Source organism: Pseudophaeobacter sp. EL27, from assembly GCF_900313025.1.
GTDB lineage: Bacteria > Pseudomonadota > Alphaproteobacteria > Rhodobacterales > Rhodobacteraceae > Pseudophaeobacter.
The window spans coordinates 223,342-238,938 of record NZ_OMPQ01000015.1 but is presented as its reverse complement, the minus strand read 5'-3'; the positions used below and the strand labels follow the sequence as shown (position 1 = coordinate 238,938).

The 15,597-nt window shown below is 56.6% G+C and carries 14 protein-coding genes and 1 tRNA gene; 7 read left to right on the top strand and 8 right to left on the bottom strand.

Annotation, left to right across the window (positions count from 1 at the left end):
• The first annotated feature begins 317 nt into the window (after positions 1 to 317).
• Complete coding sequence (locus ED661_RS19555) at positions 318 to 1,319, top strand: PilZ domain-containing protein (protein ID WP_122076265.1); 1,002 nt, start codon at positions 318 to 320, stop codon at positions 1,317 to 1,319.
• A gap of 41 nt (positions 1,320 to 1,360) precedes the next feature.
• Here the strand turns inward: ED661_RS19555 and ED661_RS19550 are convergent, their stop codons facing one another.
• The 4 genes from ED661_RS19550 to ED661_RS19535 all read right to left on the bottom strand — a co-directional run bounded on the left by ED661_RS19550 (position 1,361) and on the right by ED661_RS19535 (position 4,831).
• A complete protein-coding gene (locus ED661_RS19550; RefSeq protein ID WP_122076263.1) occupies positions 1,361 to 1,942 on the bottom strand; it encodes a TIGR02281 family clan AA aspartic protease in 582 nt (193 codons plus the stop codon).
• A gap of 39 nt (positions 1,943 to 1,981) precedes the next feature.
• Complete coding sequence (locus tag ED661_RS19545) at positions 1,982 to 2,605, bottom strand: MarC family protein (protein WP_122076261.1); 624 nt, start codon at positions 2,603 to 2,605, stop codon at positions 1,982 to 1,984.
• Positions 2,602 to 4,464, bottom strand: a complete 1,863-nt coding sequence (locus tag ED661_RS19540; protein WP_122076259.1) for an ABC-F family ATP-binding cassette domain-containing protein — start codon at positions 4,462 to 4,464, stop codon at positions 2,602 to 2,604. The genes ED661_RS19545 and ED661_RS19540 overlap by 4 nt, the downstream gene beginning before the upstream one ends.
• A gap of 61 nt (positions 4,465 to 4,525) precedes the next feature.
• A complete protein-coding gene (locus ED661_RS19535) occupies positions 4,526 to 4,831 on the bottom strand; it encodes a hypothetical protein (protein ID WP_122076257.1) in 306 nt (101 codons plus the stop codon).
• A gap of 246 nt (positions 4,832 to 5,077) precedes the next feature.
• On the opposite strand from ED661_RS19535, the gene ED661_RS19530 reads away from it, so the two are divergent.
• Positions 5,078 to 6,280: a Bcr/CflA family efflux MFS transporter gene (locus ED661_RS19530; RefSeq protein ID WP_122076255.1), complete on the top strand. Its 1,203-nt coding sequence runs from the start codon at positions 5,078 to 5,080 to the stop codon at positions 6,278 to 6,280.
• Between the two features lie 124 nt (positions 6,281 to 6,404).
• Positions 6,405 to 6,827: a nucleoside-diphosphate kinase gene (ndk, locus tag ED661_RS19525; RefSeq protein ID WP_009812004.1), complete on the top strand. Its 423-nt coding sequence runs from the start codon at positions 6,405 to 6,407 to the stop codon at positions 6,825 to 6,827.
• Between the two features lie 100 nt (positions 6,828 to 6,927).
• On the opposite strand, the gene ED661_RS19520 is transcribed toward ndk, so the two are convergent.
• On the bottom strand, positions 6,928 to 7,266 hold the full coding sequence (locus ED661_RS19520; protein WP_122076253.1) for a TfoX/Sxy family DNA transformation protein: 339 nt from the start codon (positions 7,264 to 7,266) through the stop codon (positions 6,928 to 6,930).
• A gap of 136 nt (positions 7,267 to 7,402) precedes the next feature.
• Between ED661_RS19520 and ED661_RS19515 the strand changes: the two genes are divergently transcribed.
• On the top strand, positions 7,403 to 8,641 hold the full coding sequence (locus ED661_RS19515; protein WP_254054900.1) for a cytochrome P450: 1,239 nt from the start codon (positions 7,403 to 7,405) through the stop codon (positions 8,639 to 8,641).
• Positions 8,642 to 8,666: 25 nt separating this feature from the next.
• On the opposite strand, the gene ED661_RS19510 is transcribed toward ED661_RS19515, so the two are convergent.
• On the bottom strand, positions 8,667 to 9,281 hold the full coding sequence (locus ED661_RS19510; RefSeq protein WP_122076252.1) for a response regulator transcription factor: 615 nt from the start codon (positions 9,279 to 9,281) through the stop codon (positions 8,667 to 8,669).
• A 401-nt stretch (positions 9,282 to 9,682) separates the two neighbouring features.
• Between ED661_RS19510 and ED661_RS19505 the strand changes: the two genes are divergently transcribed.
• Together ED661_RS19505 and ED661_RS19500 are read left to right on the top strand one after the other, a co-directional pair.
• Positions 9,683 to 10,246, top strand: a complete 564-nt coding sequence (locus ED661_RS19505; protein ID WP_122076250.1) for a molybdopterin-dependent oxidoreductase — start codon at positions 9,683 to 9,685, stop codon at positions 10,244 to 10,246.
• On the top strand, positions 10,243 to 12,843 hold the full coding sequence (locus ED661_RS19500) for a PAS domain-containing hybrid sensor histidine kinase/response regulator (RefSeq protein WP_122076248.1): 2,601 nt from the start codon (positions 10,243 to 10,245) through the stop codon (positions 12,841 to 12,843). The genes ED661_RS19505 and ED661_RS19500 overlap by 4 nt, the downstream gene beginning before the upstream one ends.
• Positions 12,844 to 13,041: 198 nt before the next feature.
• On the opposite strand, the gene ED661_RS19495 is transcribed toward ED661_RS19500, so the two are convergent.
• Positions 13,042 to 13,116 (bottom strand) — tRNA-Asn (locus ED661_RS19495).
• A 69-nt stretch (positions 13,117 to 13,185) separates the two neighbouring features.
• Positions 13,186 to 14,100: an MBL fold metallo-hydrolase gene (locus tag ED661_RS19490; RefSeq protein ID WP_122076246.1), complete on the bottom strand. Its 915-nt coding sequence runs from the start codon at positions 14,098 to 14,100 to the stop codon at positions 13,186 to 13,188.
• A gap of 142 nt (positions 14,101 to 14,242) precedes the next feature.
• Here ED661_RS19490 and ED661_RS19485 point away from each other — a divergent pair, with 142 nt between their 5' ends.
• Positions 14,243 to 15,562 (top strand): ATP-binding protein, encoded by a 1,320-nt coding sequence (locus ED661_RS19485; protein ID WP_122076244.1) that lies wholly within the window; start codon positions 14,243 to 14,245, stop codon positions 15,560 to 15,562.
• Positions 15,563 to 15,597 lie beyond the last annotated feature (35 nt).

Sequence of the window (15,597 nt, the reverse complement as noted above, 5' to 3'; positions counted from 1 at the left end):
CTATATCGAGAAACTATGGGCATTAGTATGGATGGTGCGATAGGTCTTTTAAATATTGTATTTATTTCCATGCTGATTGCTTCGAGCTATATGTGGCGTTTCCAACTTCGCTTTAAAAAGTGCATTTTGCACACATGTAAAGAATTTTAATCCATTATAGGCGAAAATGACGGAAATACTTTCGGTCTAGTTGAACTGTTCACTCATTGAGTGAATGCCACCGAAAGCCTGGGTATCAGTTCTTTGGCTGGTTTTGGCCAATTGATCATTGTTGTTGGATCGAAGATGTGCCGCAGGCGCGCTTTGGTCAGAACTAAATGAGTGAGTATATGTGTAAGTTTGTTGATCAAAGCCTGCATGTGAAGTTGCAACAAAAAGAGAATGCTGCAAGTCCTCTCGTTATTGCAAATGCAGTTCGAAGGTTTTTCATCCAGCTGGCGATGCAAGGTAAGCAGAAATGCGCGAGAGTCCTTGTGCTATTGGCGTTTGCTCTGGGGGCGGCTGGAACTGCCAATGCAGAGGAATTGAATTTTAGTGTATTCAACGATTTGACGACCCTGGTCCATCTCAGTGAAAACTTTTTGGATGACGTAGAAACGGCTGCCAACACTGGGGCAGCAAATAGGCTCTCGAAATTCCTACTTGAAACAACTGTCGTCGAACTGAGAATTCGGATCGTCAAAAATGGCTTTGATAAAATTAGCCGCCCGACCTCCAAATTGGTTGCTTTGCAGAAGACGCTATTAAACGTGCGTGCGAGTGGCGGCCAGTTCAAAGCGGCGGCAGCGGCGCGAAAATTAAGGATTCGCGCCAAACTGGAGGCCTACCGAAAAGAACTGGTAGCCCTGCCTTGTAGTGATGTGCATGGCTCTTGGCGTCTGCCTGGGCAGTCCTTTAGTGACGCTCTGGTTTCTACCAAAACAGCCAGTATCGGCGGGGTGCTCGTACTCATCTTGGGGGTATTTGCGTTTTTGCTTTTTGACCGGCTGCAGAAAAGAACTTCAGGCAAGAAAAAGCGGTTTGTTTGTCGCGCTGATTGCAAGATTCAGATCAATGAAGACGAGGAAGCAACTGAGGCCCAAATTGTTGATATCAGCCGAATTGGTGCCAAGGTGAAGACGGAATCCGCGTGTCCGGTCGGCAGCGAGATCGAAGTCGTTCTACCCAAGAAGCGCGTCATGTTCCCAAATGAAACGGTCACGATTGATAGCTGGTCATTTGTCGGCAAAATCATGTGGAGCAAGGGCGATTACATGGGGCTGGAGTTCAAGGAACTGATGGAGCAAGACCGAATGGATCAATTGATTTCTGCCAGCTGATGGCTGGCCGGCTGTATTTCTTGTAGTGGGTAGGGGGCCGTTTAGCGGGTCAGGACCAGGGCTTGATCGCGGATCTCAATGCTGGACCAGCGCTGTAAATAGGTCATGCCCAAGAGCGATTGATCCATCTCTCCCTGATTGACAGAAACACGCAGATTGCGATCTCGGATCTTTCCCAAAGCAAGCTCATCCACCCAAACGGATGCCGTGCGCACAATGCCGTTGGCCGTATTTGCACGCCCCAGATAGGCCAGTTTTTCCGGCTCCAACCCGGCCCGACGCGCGTCCTCTGTACTCAGCACCACTTCGCTGGCACCGGTATCGACCAGAAATTCCACCTGGGCATCGTTGACCATCAGGGTCAGATAGTAGTGGCCATCAGAAGAGCGGGGCACAGTAACGCGGCCTGCTTCGCTCATCACCGATTGTTGCGGGCGTACCGTCTGGCGGATGTCTTCCCACAACCCGTAGCCGGCAATGGCACCCAGAAAGATAAAGGCCCAGACCGCCAGCTGTTGTAATGTTGTGCTCAGGCTTTGCCGCATCTGTACAAACACCCAGGATCCCACCGCACAGAGCAGTAGCAACAGATAAAGCAGGCGCCCGTAATCCAAGTCTTCCATGGCTCTACTCAGCGTCCTCTGTGACGTTATTGAATGTGGTCAGCTGGCGAAGCCAAAATCGCGTAGCCCGTCGAGGACAAACTGCACCGAAAGGGCCGCCAGCAACATGCCGAGAAGCCGGGTCACCACATTGATACCGGTCTTGCCAATCGCGCGTTCAAACAGGCCTGAGGCCAAAAACATGGTCAACATGACCATCAGCACCGCAAAGACCACACACATCACCAGGGCAAAGCCTTCCAGCCCAGGTTTTTGCCCCGCCAGCAGGATCACTGTGGCAATGGACCCAGGCCCGGCAATCAGCGGAATCGATAGCGGGAAAATGGAAGGGTCATCGGCTTCCACAGCCTCTTCTCCCTGATTTTCCCGTCGCTTGGTGCGCCGCTCAAACAGCATGTCCAGCGCGGTCAGAAACAGCAATACACCACCCGCCACGCGAAAAGCTGCCATGGAAATACCAGCAAAGCCCAGGACCGCTTCGCCAAAGGCGGCAAAAAGCGCCAGCAAAAACATCGCGGTAAAAGCGGAGCGCAGAGCGATAGAGCGGCGCTCCTGTGGGGTGGCCCCCTGTGTCAGTGCCAAAAAGATCGGGGTGAGGCCAATGGGATCAATGATCACAAAGAGCGTCACAAAGGAAGTGATCAGAAAGGCAGTGTCGATCATAGCGCCTCGGCTTTTTCCAGTTTCTCCAGCGCGCGCATCCACAACAGCTCAGCCCGCTCCAGCGCGGTGATGACCTCGGCATGTTTGCCCTGCCAAACCCGAGCCTCGTCTTTTTTCTCGGGTTCGTAAAGCTCCGGATCCGCCAGTTTGATATCCAGCTTGTCTTTCATCTGGGTCAGTTTGGTGACGCGCTCTTCGGATTTACGCGCCTCCTTGCGCAGCGCCAGGATGGCATCACGTGAGGGGCGGGCGGCCTTCGGCTTTTCTTTTTTGGCAGGCTTGTCCTTGGGGGCAGGCTTGTCCTTTTCCAGCAGCAAGGCCCGATAAGAAGCCAGATCACCCTCATAGGGTTTCACTGTCCCCTTAGAGACCAGCCAGAGCCGATCTGCCACCAGGCTCAGCAGGTGCATATCGTGGCTGACCAGGATTACCGCGCCGGTATAGGCTGTCAGCGCTTCTACCAAGGCTTCGCGGCTTTCAATATCCAGGTGGTTGGTTGGCTCATCGAGGATCAGCAGATGCGGCGCATCCAAAGTGGCCAGCAAAAGTGACAGACGGGCCTTTTGCCCCCCTGACAGGCGTCCAACGGCGGTATCGGCTTGATCTGCGCCCAGGCCAAACCCGGCCAGACGCGCCCGCAGACGCGGCTGCCCCTCGGTGGGACGCTCGCGGATCAGGTGCTGTAGCGGAGTTTCATCAATATAGAGCTCATCCACCTGGTGCTGGGCAAAAAAGCCGATGCGCAGTTTACTTGATTGCGCCATCTTGCCGCCCATAGGCGCCAACCGCGCCGAGAGCATCTTGGACAGGGTTGATTTACCCTCACCGTTTTTACCCAGCAGGGCAATACGGTCGTCTTGGTCGATACGTAGATCCAGGTTGCCCAAGATCACCTTGCCGTCATAGCCTACCTTGACGCCCTCGGTAGCGATAATGGGCGGTGACAGCTCTTCCGGAGTGGGGAAGGTGAAAACGGTGCGTGCCGCATCTTCGGGCGCGCGGATGGTCTCCATCTTTTCCAGCATCTTGACCCGGCTCTGCGCCTGCTTGGCCTTACTGGCTTTGGCTTTGAAGCGATCAACAAAGCTCTGCAGGTGGGCGCGCCGCGCATCCTGCTTCTTGGCCTGTGCCGCCTGATTGGCGCGGTTGGCAGCGCGCTGGCGGGCAAACTGATCGTAGTTGCCGCCATAATAGGTCACCTTGCGATCTTCCAGATGCAGGATGCCCCCCACAGATCGGTTCAACAGCTCACGGTCGTGGCTGATGATGATCACGGTATGGGGGTATTTGACCAGATAGGCCTCCAGCCAAAGAGCGCCTTCAAGATCCAGATAGTTGGTCGGTTCATCCAGCAGCAGTAGATCCGGTTCGGAAAACAGCACCGCCGCCAGGGCAACCCGCATCCGCCAACCACCGGAAAAATCGGCACAGGGGCGTTGTTGCGCCTCTTCGTCAAACCCCAGACCTTTCAGGATCGAGGCCGCCCGGGCCTCGGCGGACCAGGCATCAATATCCGCCAAACGGGTCTGCACCTCGGCAATGCGGGTCGGATCGGTTGCGGTCTCAGCCTCGGCCATCAGTTCTGCACGCTCAGTTGCAGCCGCCAGAACCGTATCAATCAACGACACATTGGAGGATGGCGCCTCCTGGGCGATCCCGCCAATCTGCGCCTTTGACGGCAGTGAGATTGATCCGGTCTCCAGCGCCAGCTCGCCGCGAATGAGGCGAAACAGCGTTGTTTTGCCGGTGCCGTTGCGCCCCACAAGACCGACTTTGTGGCCATTGGGAATGGTGGCACTGGCCTCTTCGAACAGAGGGCGGCCTTCAACCGAATAGGTGATATCGCGAATACTTAGCATGGGCTCATGCACTGTCGCAGTCCTCGCGCCTTGTCAATGCGTATCCGCCCCTAGGACCGTTTCAATCAAACAGCGTATCAAGACCCTCTGCGGAATAGGAGGCAAACCCAACCATTGGGCTGTCACCTTCGTAGGAAAAGGCAAAGACATGGATTTCTTCGTGATGGACTGTGGCACGGCAGAAACTGTCGACCTGCGGCAGCGCTGCAGGACAGGCCTCGAGGTCGATATGCGGCACCGCAGTTTCAAAAGTCTCGTAGGTGAAGGGGAGGGGTTGGGCCGTTTCATTTGCGGAGGCAGAAGGGGCCAGGCCAAAAGAGGCAAAAGAGGTCGTGAGGAGGCAAAACAAACCAGTTCTGTTCAACATATGTGGGCTCCGGAGTTGCGAAGGGGGAAGACCGAGAGTGTTTGGATCTGTGCCCCGGTCTTGGGTATGGAAATAGTAACTGATAAAAATAGTAAAGTTCTGCAACGTGTTAAATTTGACTTTCGTCAAGTCTAGCGAGCATGGCTCGCGAAAGCAGAGATTGCCCGGGCACGTAGCGTCTTGACTGGCCCCCTTGGGCGCTTGCTGATAGCTGGATAGGGGCAATGATCAACCTCAGGTGATTTCATGCGAGCAGCACAGAATGCTCCCCATCTTGTGACACTGATTTTCAGCACAGCCTTGGCGGTGCTGTCGTTGAACATGTTTTTGCCCTCTCTTGCGCGCATCTCCGAGGATTTTGACGCCAGCTATAGCCTGGTGAATCTGTCCCTGGGGGGCTACCTGGTGATTTCCGCTGTATTGCAGCTGCTGATGGGGCCGCTGTCGGATCTCTATGGGCGTCGACCGGTGGTTCTGGCCTCGATGGTGATCTTTGCTCTGGCCTCGCTTGGCTGTCTGCTGGCGCAATCCATCTGGGTGTTTTTGTTCTTCCGTATGTTGCAGGCGGCCGTTGTGGTGGGGCAGGTGGTCTCGCGGGCGACCATTCGCGATATGCATTCCACCAAGGAAGCCGCCAGCAAGCTGGGCTATGTGACCATGGCCATGGCGCTGGCACCCATGCTGGGACCGATGCTGGGCGGCGCCTTAGACATGGCTTTTGGCTGGCGCTCCAGCTTTGCACTCTATGCCCTGATGGGTGTTGGTCTGCTGCTGCTTTGCTGGGCGGACTGGGGCGAGACCAATCACAATCGCTCGGCCACCTTTGGCGCCCAGATGCGGACCTATCCGGAGCTGCTGGCGTCCCGTCGTTTCTGGGGCTACAGCTTTTGCATGGCTTTCTCGATTGGTGGTTTTTACGCCTTTATCACCGGCGCACCCCTGGTTGCGGCGGCCTGGTTCGACCTGAGTGCCGCTCTGGTGGGGCTTGGCATTGGGATTATCACCGGAGGCTTCATGGTTGGCAATTTTGTCACCGGGCGCCTGGCAAACCGGGTGCCCCTGATCCATTTGATTCTGGCGGGACGGGTTTCGGCCCTGATTGGTCCAATGATTGGGCTGGGTCTGTTTTACCTGGGTCAGGGAGGGCCGCTGGTGTTCTTTGGCTCTGCCATAGCGGTGGGCTTTGGCAATGGTTTGACGGTGGCCAATGCCAGTGCCGGCTTGATGTCGGTGCGCCCGCATCTGGCGGGCAGTGCATCGGGGCTCTCTGGTGCCATCGTGGTTGCGTTGGGGGCGGTGATCACCACAGGAACCGGCGTGGCTGTAACCGCGCAGAACGCGCCCTATATGGTATTGTCGCTGATGTTGCTCTCCAGTTTCTGTGCCCTGGCCTCGGGGCTCTATGTGCTTTGGCTCGACATCCACGACCCATTGGAAGAATGCGCCTGACATCAGGCGCATTTTTCCTTTCAGACCAACTCTCCCCTTCCCATGTGCGCTGTGGCATGTTACGCGGCCCGCGATATTATGGCGCGTCTTGTCTGGCGCCGATTTTTCAAATGGAGAACGCCCAATGGCTCTGCAACGCACTTTCTCGATCATCAAACCCGATGCCACCCGTCGCAACCTGACCGGTGCAATCAACGCCAAGTTCGAAGAAGCTGGCCTGCGCATCGTCGCACAAAAGCGCATTCACCTGACCAAAGCCCAGGCCGGCAAGTTCTACGAAGTGCACGCTGAGCGTCCTTTCTATGACGAACTGTGCGAATTCATGTCCTCCGAGCCAATCGTTTGCCAGGTTCTGGAAGGCGAAAACGCCATCGCAAAAAACCGCGAAATCATGGGCGCCACCAACCCAGCCGACGCCGCAGCCGGCACCATCCGCGCTGAGTTCGCAGAATCGGTTGGCGAAAACTCGGTTCACGGTTCCGACGCACCTGAAACAGCTGCTGTTGAAATCGCTTACTTCTTCTCCGGTCTTGAGCTGGTTGGCTAAGCCACTGATCTTTCAGATCTGAAGATGCAGTTAAGGGTCGCTCCGGATATCTGGAGCGGCCTTTTCTTTTGCCTGGCCTGTGCGGTACCCTCTGCGTGGATTAGCGGCGCGCGGTTTTTTCCAGGACGCCAATCTGGTCGAGAATTCTCTCGAATTCGGAGAGCCCCTTGTCAAAATTCTGGGCTTTGATGGCGTCAAAGCGTTTGCGCAGGGCCTTCTTTTCCTCCCCCTTGCAATCGTTCCAGGGGCGCCCCTGTAGCCCCATGACCAAGACGTAATAGCCGATGAAATGGGGTTTGCTGCCACTGGCCAACAACCTTCCATAGGCCGTATCAGCGCCCAGGGTGCGCAGCTCTTCGGCACTGTGGATGCCTGCGCGTTTGCAGGCCTCTTCATAGGCGGGGCCCAGGTTTCGAATGGAGGAAATAGCTTTGGACATATAGCGAACATAGGCGGGTTTTCCGTGCCTGTCACCCGTCCTTTCGAAATATCGCCCCATGTCAAAAGCGGCGGCAAGTTGTTGACAGCATAGAGTTTCCAACTGATCCTCAACAGATTGATCAGGAGTAGCCAAATTGCCAGAAACCTCGTTGTCGCTGAAGGCAGATATTCAAAAGTTTGATTTGACCAATCCCCCCGCTGGTTTTGTTGAGGAACCCTTTCCTTTTTACGATGCGCTTCTGTCCGAGGCCCCGGTGTTGGCGCAGCCAGATGGGTCCTTTCTGATCAGCCGACATGCAGATCTGGACCGTATCTACCGCGACACCACCGCGTTTTCTTCCGACAAGAAGGCGGTTTTTGCGCCCAAGTTTGGGGCCGGATCGCCGCTGTTTGAACACCATACCACCTCTTTGGTGTTTTCAGACCCGCCGCTGCACACAAGGGTGCGCCGGATCATGAGTTCTGCTCTGACCCCGCGGGCAATTGCCCGGATGGAACCAGGGCTGATTGCCACGGTTGATCATCTGCTGGAGGGGTTGGAAGGTCGCTCATCAGTGGATCTGATCGCGGATTTTGCCTCCAGTATTCCCATTCAGGTTATCGGCAATCTACTGGATGTCCCGCTAGAGGAACGTGACCCTTTGCGGGAGTGGTCGCTGGCCATTCTCGGTGCGCTTGAGCCCTCCCTGTCTGCTGAAGAACTGGAACTGGGGCATAGGGCAGTTGAGGAGTTCAAGGCTTACCTGAGTGATCTGATTGCCCGTCGCCGGGCCAACCCGGGGGATCCGGAAACAGATGTGCTGACCCGGCTTATCGGCGATGACACCAGCGAGGAGGAGGGGTTGAGCGAGATCGAGCTGATCCAGAACTGCATATTCATTTTGAATGCGGGGCATGAAACCACCACAAATCTTATCGGGAATGGCTTGGCCTTGCTGCATGATCACCCAGATCAGCGCGCACTTTTATTGGCACAGCCGGAGCTGATAAAATCCACAGTGGAGGAGGTACTGCGCTTTCGCTCACCAAACCAGCTGGGCAATCGTGAAACCACAGCCATGGTCGAAATCAACGGCGTTACCATACCACGGGGCAGCAATCTGCATCTGATGATTGGTGCGGCCAACCGTGATCCAGACGTCTTTGCGGATCCGCAGGTTTTTGACATCACCCGGCGGCCAAACCGCCACCATGCTTTTGCCGGGGGACCACATGTTTGTGTGGGGCTGACCCTGGCACGGCTGGAGGGAAAAATTGCGCTGGAGCGATTTCTGGCACGCTTTCCTGACTACCAGATCTTGCCGGGACGTCGGGAGGGGGGGCGCATTCGTTTTCGCGGCTACGCGGCTTTGCCGGCGCGGGTATTGCCCTAGGGGGCAGTTATCGCCAGGGGTGCGTTTAGTAAAGACCGGCCTCTTTGGCGATCATAGCCGCCTGGGTGCGGTTTTTTGCCTCCAGTTTGCGGCATAGCGTACGCACATGCAGCTTGATCGTGACTTCCTGCAGATCCAGCTCGCGGGCGATCTCTTTGTTGGATTCACCTTTGCACAGCCCGGCCAAAACCTCGTTCTCACGCGGGCTGAGTTTTGCCGCCAGCGGGTGCGCCGGGGGAGCGGGTTCTTCGCGCATCAGGTCAACCGGGACATAGATCTCGCCGGCGGCCATGAACCGCACAGCATTGAGCAGTGACTGCGCCCCCATGGTTTTGGGAATAAAGCCAATCGCCCCCAGTTTGAGCGCTTCTTGCGCTGTTTGCGCCGGTGCACTGCCAGAGAGAATAGCAACGCCCTTGCCACCATTGGCCGCTATTGCTTCGCTTAGCCCGGCAAGGCCATGCATTCCTGGCATTTGGTAATCCAGCAAAACCAGATCAAAGGGACCTTCGATGCGTATTTTGTCCAGGGCTCCCACCAGATCTGTGGCCAGAACAACCGCTGCCTCCCCCTTGGTTTCCAGGTAGGCAGAGATGGTTTCACGGACCATATCATGGTCATCGGCTAGCAAAATACGCATGAAAACCCTAAAACTGTTCGAGTGATATTCAGATCAGCGTACAATCAGAAGTATTTCAAATCCATCAAGATTTTTGATCATTTGGTGAGGTTGCGCGCAATTGTATAGTTCAGCTATCGGAAAGTGGCGGTTTTAGGGGCGTGCCAGAGGCAAGATCGACGTTTTTGATCTCGGTCCTGAAACCGCCCAATTCCTTGCATTCCGGTGCAGGTTACAAAGGGCAGCTGCAGGAGGGAGAGGTGTAGCTATACGGAAGGATAGGTGGCTATCCGCAGGCGTAGATAGCCTGAAGACAGAGATATGTTAGGCTTTGCTCAATCTTAGAGGGCTTAGTTAGCATTGATGGTGCTGCTTGCTGCAAAGACCAAGACCGTTCAATGCGTCGCAAACAGGAGAGAAACATGATGAGACTGGGAAAGAGAGTGGTGTCCTTGGCCTTTTGTGGTGGTTTTGCAGCTCTTGTCGGCTTGTTTGCGGCTGATCATGCTTGGGCTGATACCACTACCGAAGTGGTGACACCTGCGATCCAAGGGGATGTTCTTCTCTCCATTTCCCGAATGGATGACGACTCCGCAACCAAACAGCTGACGTTGGAAGACCTGCAGGGCTTCACGGCAGAGACTTTTGAAACCACAACGATCTGGACCACAGGACCGCAGAGCTTTACCGGCGTTCCGCTGAAGGAGCTTTTGACGCATTTTGATGTGACCGATGGGTCAGCGGGTTTCACCATCGAGGCGCGCGCGGTTAACGATTACATGGTCGAGATTCCCATGACGGATGCCACCGCAGGCGGGCCGATTGTCGCCTATCTACGTAACGGGAAAACAATGTCGCTGCGTGGCAAGGGGCCCCTTTGGGTGGTTTACCCTTATGACAGCAACGCCGCCTTTCGCACCGAAGCCGTCTATTCCCGCAGTATCTGGCAGTTGGACAGTCTGACTCTGAAACCCATATCTGAATGACAAAAACTCCAGGCCAGTTCCCTGATCCGGACAGATCAGACCCCAAAGCCACCTTTCTCGCGAAGGTGGCTGGCGCGTTCTCCAGTGTCGTTCCGGGCAAGAAGAACAGGCCAAGCCTGACAAAGATCCTGCTTGCCCTGGCTCTGATGGTTTTGCCGCTTCTGGCCCTGCAATCCGTGCGTCTTGGGCATGAGGTGGTGCAGCGTCTCGAAGGGTTATCGACGGCTGCAACTGACAATATGCAATGGGTGCTCTCCCAGGCCGAAGTGGACCATCTCAAACTGGAGTTGGCACTGGCCTCGCTGGACGAACCCGGGGGTGTTTCTGCCCTACGTCGCCAATTTGATATCTATTACAGCCGGATAGATACCTTTGTTGAGGGGCCGCTCTTTGCTGATCTGCGCAGATCTCCTGCGGGAAGCAAACTGCTGGGCCGGTTGCAAGGGCGCTTGGAGGCCCTTGTCGAAGCCATTGACGTTCCGGACAATCAGCTCATCAACAATCGCCAGATGATTGCATCACATCTGTTGCACAATGGGGATGATGTTCGGGAGCTGGCACTCTTTGGTGTGGTGATCCAGGTTGAAGACACCGAAAGTAAAAGGTTGAACCTGTTTGCAATTCTGTGGCGCCTGGCAGTGGTGGTTCTGGCTCTGTTTGTAGCCCTGGCTTTCACCGCCATCCTCTCGGGGTGGATGTATCGGCGCGGCCGCAGGTTGGCCGAAGAGCGCAGCAAAGCGGCATCCCGTATGGAGGCGATGATTTCCTCCTCGCTGGACGCCATTCTGATGATCGACCAAGAAGGACGCATCCTGGCCTTCAATGGCGCAGCCGAGGCCATTTTTGGCTACCGGCGTGAAGAAGTCCTGGGGCGCGCCATGGATGAGCTGATTATTCCGCCCCATCTGCGACAGGCCCATCGCCTGGGAATGGAGCGCTTGCTGAAAACCTCGGAGACGCGCGTGGCTGGCCGGGGGCGGGTGCAATTGGAGGCACAGCGCAAATCAGGTGAGATCTTCCCGGTAGAGGTTTCCCTTTCCATCAGTCGCAGCCAGGCCGATCTGGTCTTTGTTGGCTTTATTCGGGATATTTCGGATCGCATCGCAGCCGAGGAAGAGCTGCGCGGCGCCCGTGATGATGCCCTCGCAGGCGAGCGTGCCAAGGCCAATTTGCTGACCGTGATGAGCCATGAGATGCGCACGCCTTTGACCGGTATTCTGGGGGCAATCGAGCTGCTGCAGCAAACCCGCCCAGATCCTGAACAAAGCCGCTATCTGGATGCCATGTCGGTGTCCGGAGAGCTGTTGTTGCATCACGTCAATGATGTGTTGCAACTGTCGAGCCTGGAAGCTGGTATCGAAACAGAGATCGAGAGTCCTTTCAATCTGCGTGACCTGATGGAGGGGCTGGTGGAAAGCCAGCAGGCGCATGCACGCTCGAACGGCAATGTCCTGACCCTGAACTACAGTATTGATGACGGGGTCGGAATGTTTTCCGGACGTCCCCGGGCACTGCAACAGGCCTTGCTGAACCTGATTGGCAATGCGATCAAATTTACCCGTGATGGAGCAGTACTGGTTGATGTCCAGCTCAATGCTCTGGAGGGGCAGATCGAGTTTCATGTCTCTGATACCGGGGAAGGCATTGCCAAGAGTGACCTGAACCGGATTTTTGAGGATTTCATTACCCTGGATTCCAGCTACGGGCGTGGCAGTGAGGGCACCGGTCTGGGGCTGGCTATCACCCGTCGGATCGTAGAGGCCATGGGGGGAACCATCACCTGTGAAAGCGAATTAGGTGAAGGCAGCCTGTTCTCATTGGTCTTGCCACTGCCAGTCGCCCAGCCGCTTTCCATGCCCAACCCGGCAGCAGAACGGGCGCAGGAACCATCGGCAAAGATCCTGGTCGTGGAAGACAATGAGATCAACCGCGAGCTGTTCCAGCAGATGTTGTTGAAACAGGGACATCAGGTCACAGTCGCCTCAGGTGGCGCCGAAGCGGTTGAAACCTGCCGAGCACAGGGGTTTGATCTGATCTTGATGGATATCAGCATGCCGGAGGTGGACGGCATCGAAGCGATCCGTCGGATACGGGCAGAAAACCTGGCTGAGAATGTAGATGTTGTGGCACTCACTGCCCATACGGCCCCAGAAGACCATGCACGTATTCTGAAGGCTGGCTTTGCAGAGGTGGTGACAAAACCGGTCACCCAAAAGGATCTTTCAACCTTGATCTCCAGACGTGCCCTGACAGGCCAGCAAGCAGCGAAGCCGTCTGAGCAATCCGATATTGCGCAGTTTTTTGAGGCCCTGGGCGCAGAGCGCGCAATCGGGTTTTTGCAGGCCTTTATCTCCGAGGGCGAAGACTTCATAGGTGCGCTGGAACAGGCAGGTCAGCTCATCGAGGAGCACCGCAAAGAGGCGCACCGGCTGGCCGGATCCGCCGCTGTCTTGGGGCTGGCAGATCTGCGCAGCGCGCTACTTGAAATTGAGATGCAAGAGGGGGATCAAGCCCCACTGTTTGCAGAGATTCAGGACCTTTGGATGAAGGCTAAACGAATCCTGGTGTCCGCTTCTGCCCATTATGAACAGGTTTGACGGGAAGGAGGTTCTGGGAATTCTCCGTGCCTCCGTGAGATTGACCTGATTTGGGTTTTCAGGTGTAGGCCTGCATGAGGTTCCTGGCCTCTCCGCGGGGGCGCTGTGTCAAAATGTTCGGCAGCGAAAGGCCCTAAACGCGAAAGCGCTCCGCAAAGGGAGCGCTCTTTCGGTTTATCCAACCTCGACTGAGAAAGTTGGCTCCGGCGGTAGGGATCGAACCTACGACCAATTGATTAACAGTCAACTGCTCTACCGCTGAGCTACGCCGGAACGGTCCGTGCGATATAGCGAGGCCTCTGGGGGAGGTCCAGAGGAGAAATCCGATTTCTTGAAAAAACCTCAAACCAGGATTTGAAAGCGGCCTGTTTCTCTAAACTCACCGCAGGGGGCGACTCTGGATCTGCCAACCAGATCGACAAGATGGGCAAATACATTGCGTTCCGCGGCCGGCAAAAGGGCGACGGGCGTTTCCTTGTAGATCATTCGAGCCAGCTCAGCCGGGGTGGCCGGGGCCTCTGCGAGGCAGGTCAGAATTTCTGCTTCGCGTCCTTTGCGGTGGCTGATCAGCCAGTCCAGCCGCTCTTGGGGGGCGGTGATAGCGGCGCCATGACCGGGGTAGAACACCCGCCAATCCCGGGCGCGCAGGCGGGCGCAAGAGCTCATGAAATCTGTCAGATCGCCATCGGGAGGGGACACCAGGGAACTGGCCCAGCCCATGACGTGATCCGCAGTGAAACAGGCATCCCCCAGAGCAAGAGCAATATGATTGCCCAGATGGCCTGGGGTGTGGATGACCTCGAGCTCCCATCCTGCCGCCGACAGGATTTCACCATCTGCAACGGTGATATCGGGGGTGAACCCAAGGTCGATGCCTTCACCGCCACTTTTCATGCCTGCTGAGACAAGTTCCTGCATGATGGTGCTGCGTCCCGCCTCGCAGGCGCCAAAGCCATAGATCGGCGCGCCGCAACGGGCCGCGAGGGGGCGGGCAAGGGGAGAATGGTCCAGATGGCTATGGGTGACGATGATATGGCTGATCCGCTGACCGGGCAGGACGCAGGCGAGAATGGCCTCGAGATGGGCGTCCATATCGGGGCCGGGATCGATGACGGCCAGATCGGTGGTGCCGACCAGATAGGTATTGGTGCCGCGATAGGTCATCGGAGAGGGGTTGGGGGCCAAGAGACGTCGCACATCGGGCTGCAGTTCTTCTGGCACACCGGCTGTCGGGTTGAAATCGTCGGGAGCCTGCATTTGGTTTTTCTTTCTTATTGGGGGGGGGCGTTTTGCACGGCCCTTTGGGGTCTTTGGGGGAGAGATCTGGCCAAAACCCAATGGGAAAAGGCGGGGTCCAACCGGTCTTCACACTGCGCGTCTGCGCCGTTAGTATTAGCCTATGTTCTTCCAATGGCTCAAACAATATGTTCCGCGCAGTCTCTATGCCCGTGCGGCATTGATCCTGATTATGCCGATTGTCACCCTGCAGTTACTGGTCACAATCGTCTTTATCAAACGCGATCTTGAGGATGTCACCACGCAGATGACCACAACGGTCCTGCGTGAAATCGACCTGTTGCGGCAGCAGGCAGGCGGCACCTCGGATCCGAACCTCTATTTGCAAAGGATGCAGCCCTATCTGGTGCCCTTGACCATGGCAGCAGGGTTTGTGGCGCCAGATGCGCCACGTCCGCAGGATGCGCTGAGTCTGAATGAGTTTTCAGGCCGGGTGGTGCGGGACAAACTGCAACGCGAGCTGGCAGGGTTTGTGGCGGTCAAGTTCCCGGAGAACCGGCAGTTTCTGCTCTATTTTGAAACCCCGGCCGGCATTCTGGAGCTGCGGCTTGACCGACGGCGCCTTACGGCGGCGGCACCGCATCAGCTGATTGTGACCATGGTGTTCTTTGGGTTTTTGATGACGGTGATCTCTTTTGTCTACATGCGCAATCAGTTGCGTCCGATCAAGAAGCTGGCCGATGCCGCCCAGGCCTTTGGGCGTGGGCGTAATCTGCCCTATTCCCCCCGTGGTGCAACTGAGGTCCGGGTGGCAGGCAGCGCCTTTCTGGATATGCGGGCGCGGATTGAGCGCCAGATCGAGCAACGAACCTTGATGCTCTCAGGAGTAAGCCACGATCTGCGCACGCCCTTGACCCGGCTCAAACTGAGCCTGGCAATGATCGACGAAGAGGATGCCGCGCCGATGCTGCGCGATGTCAGCGAGATGCAGGCCCTGCTGGATGCTTTCCTAGATTTTTCACGGGGGGCCTCCACCGGAGAGCCTGAACCGGTCGACCCGCAACAGCTGGTGACCTCAGTGGTCGAAGGCTGGCGGCGCCAGGATAAGGATGTGATGCTGGGAGAGTTGAGCGGCGCTGGCACCGTGCCACTGCGGGAGCAATCGATGCGCAGGGCGCTGGAAAATCTGATCTCCAATGCGGTGCGCTATGGCACCCGGGCGCGGGTTTCTGTGGTCCTGACCGAAAAATCCCTGCGCCTGCGGGTCGAGGACGACGGCCCCGGTATCCCGGCAGCCCAGAGGGGGGATGCCGTGCGCCCCTTTGCCCGGCTGGATCCGGCGCGCAATCAGGATCAGGGGTCGGGGGTAGGGCTTGGCCTTGCCATCGTCACCGATATTGCCCGAGCCCATGGCGGCACGCTGCGGCTGGGCAAAAGCGAGGAGCTTGGCGGGTTGCAGGCCGATATTGTGATTGGCCGCTAGTCCCGCCTTCGGCAGGAATACCGAAGGCGGGGATT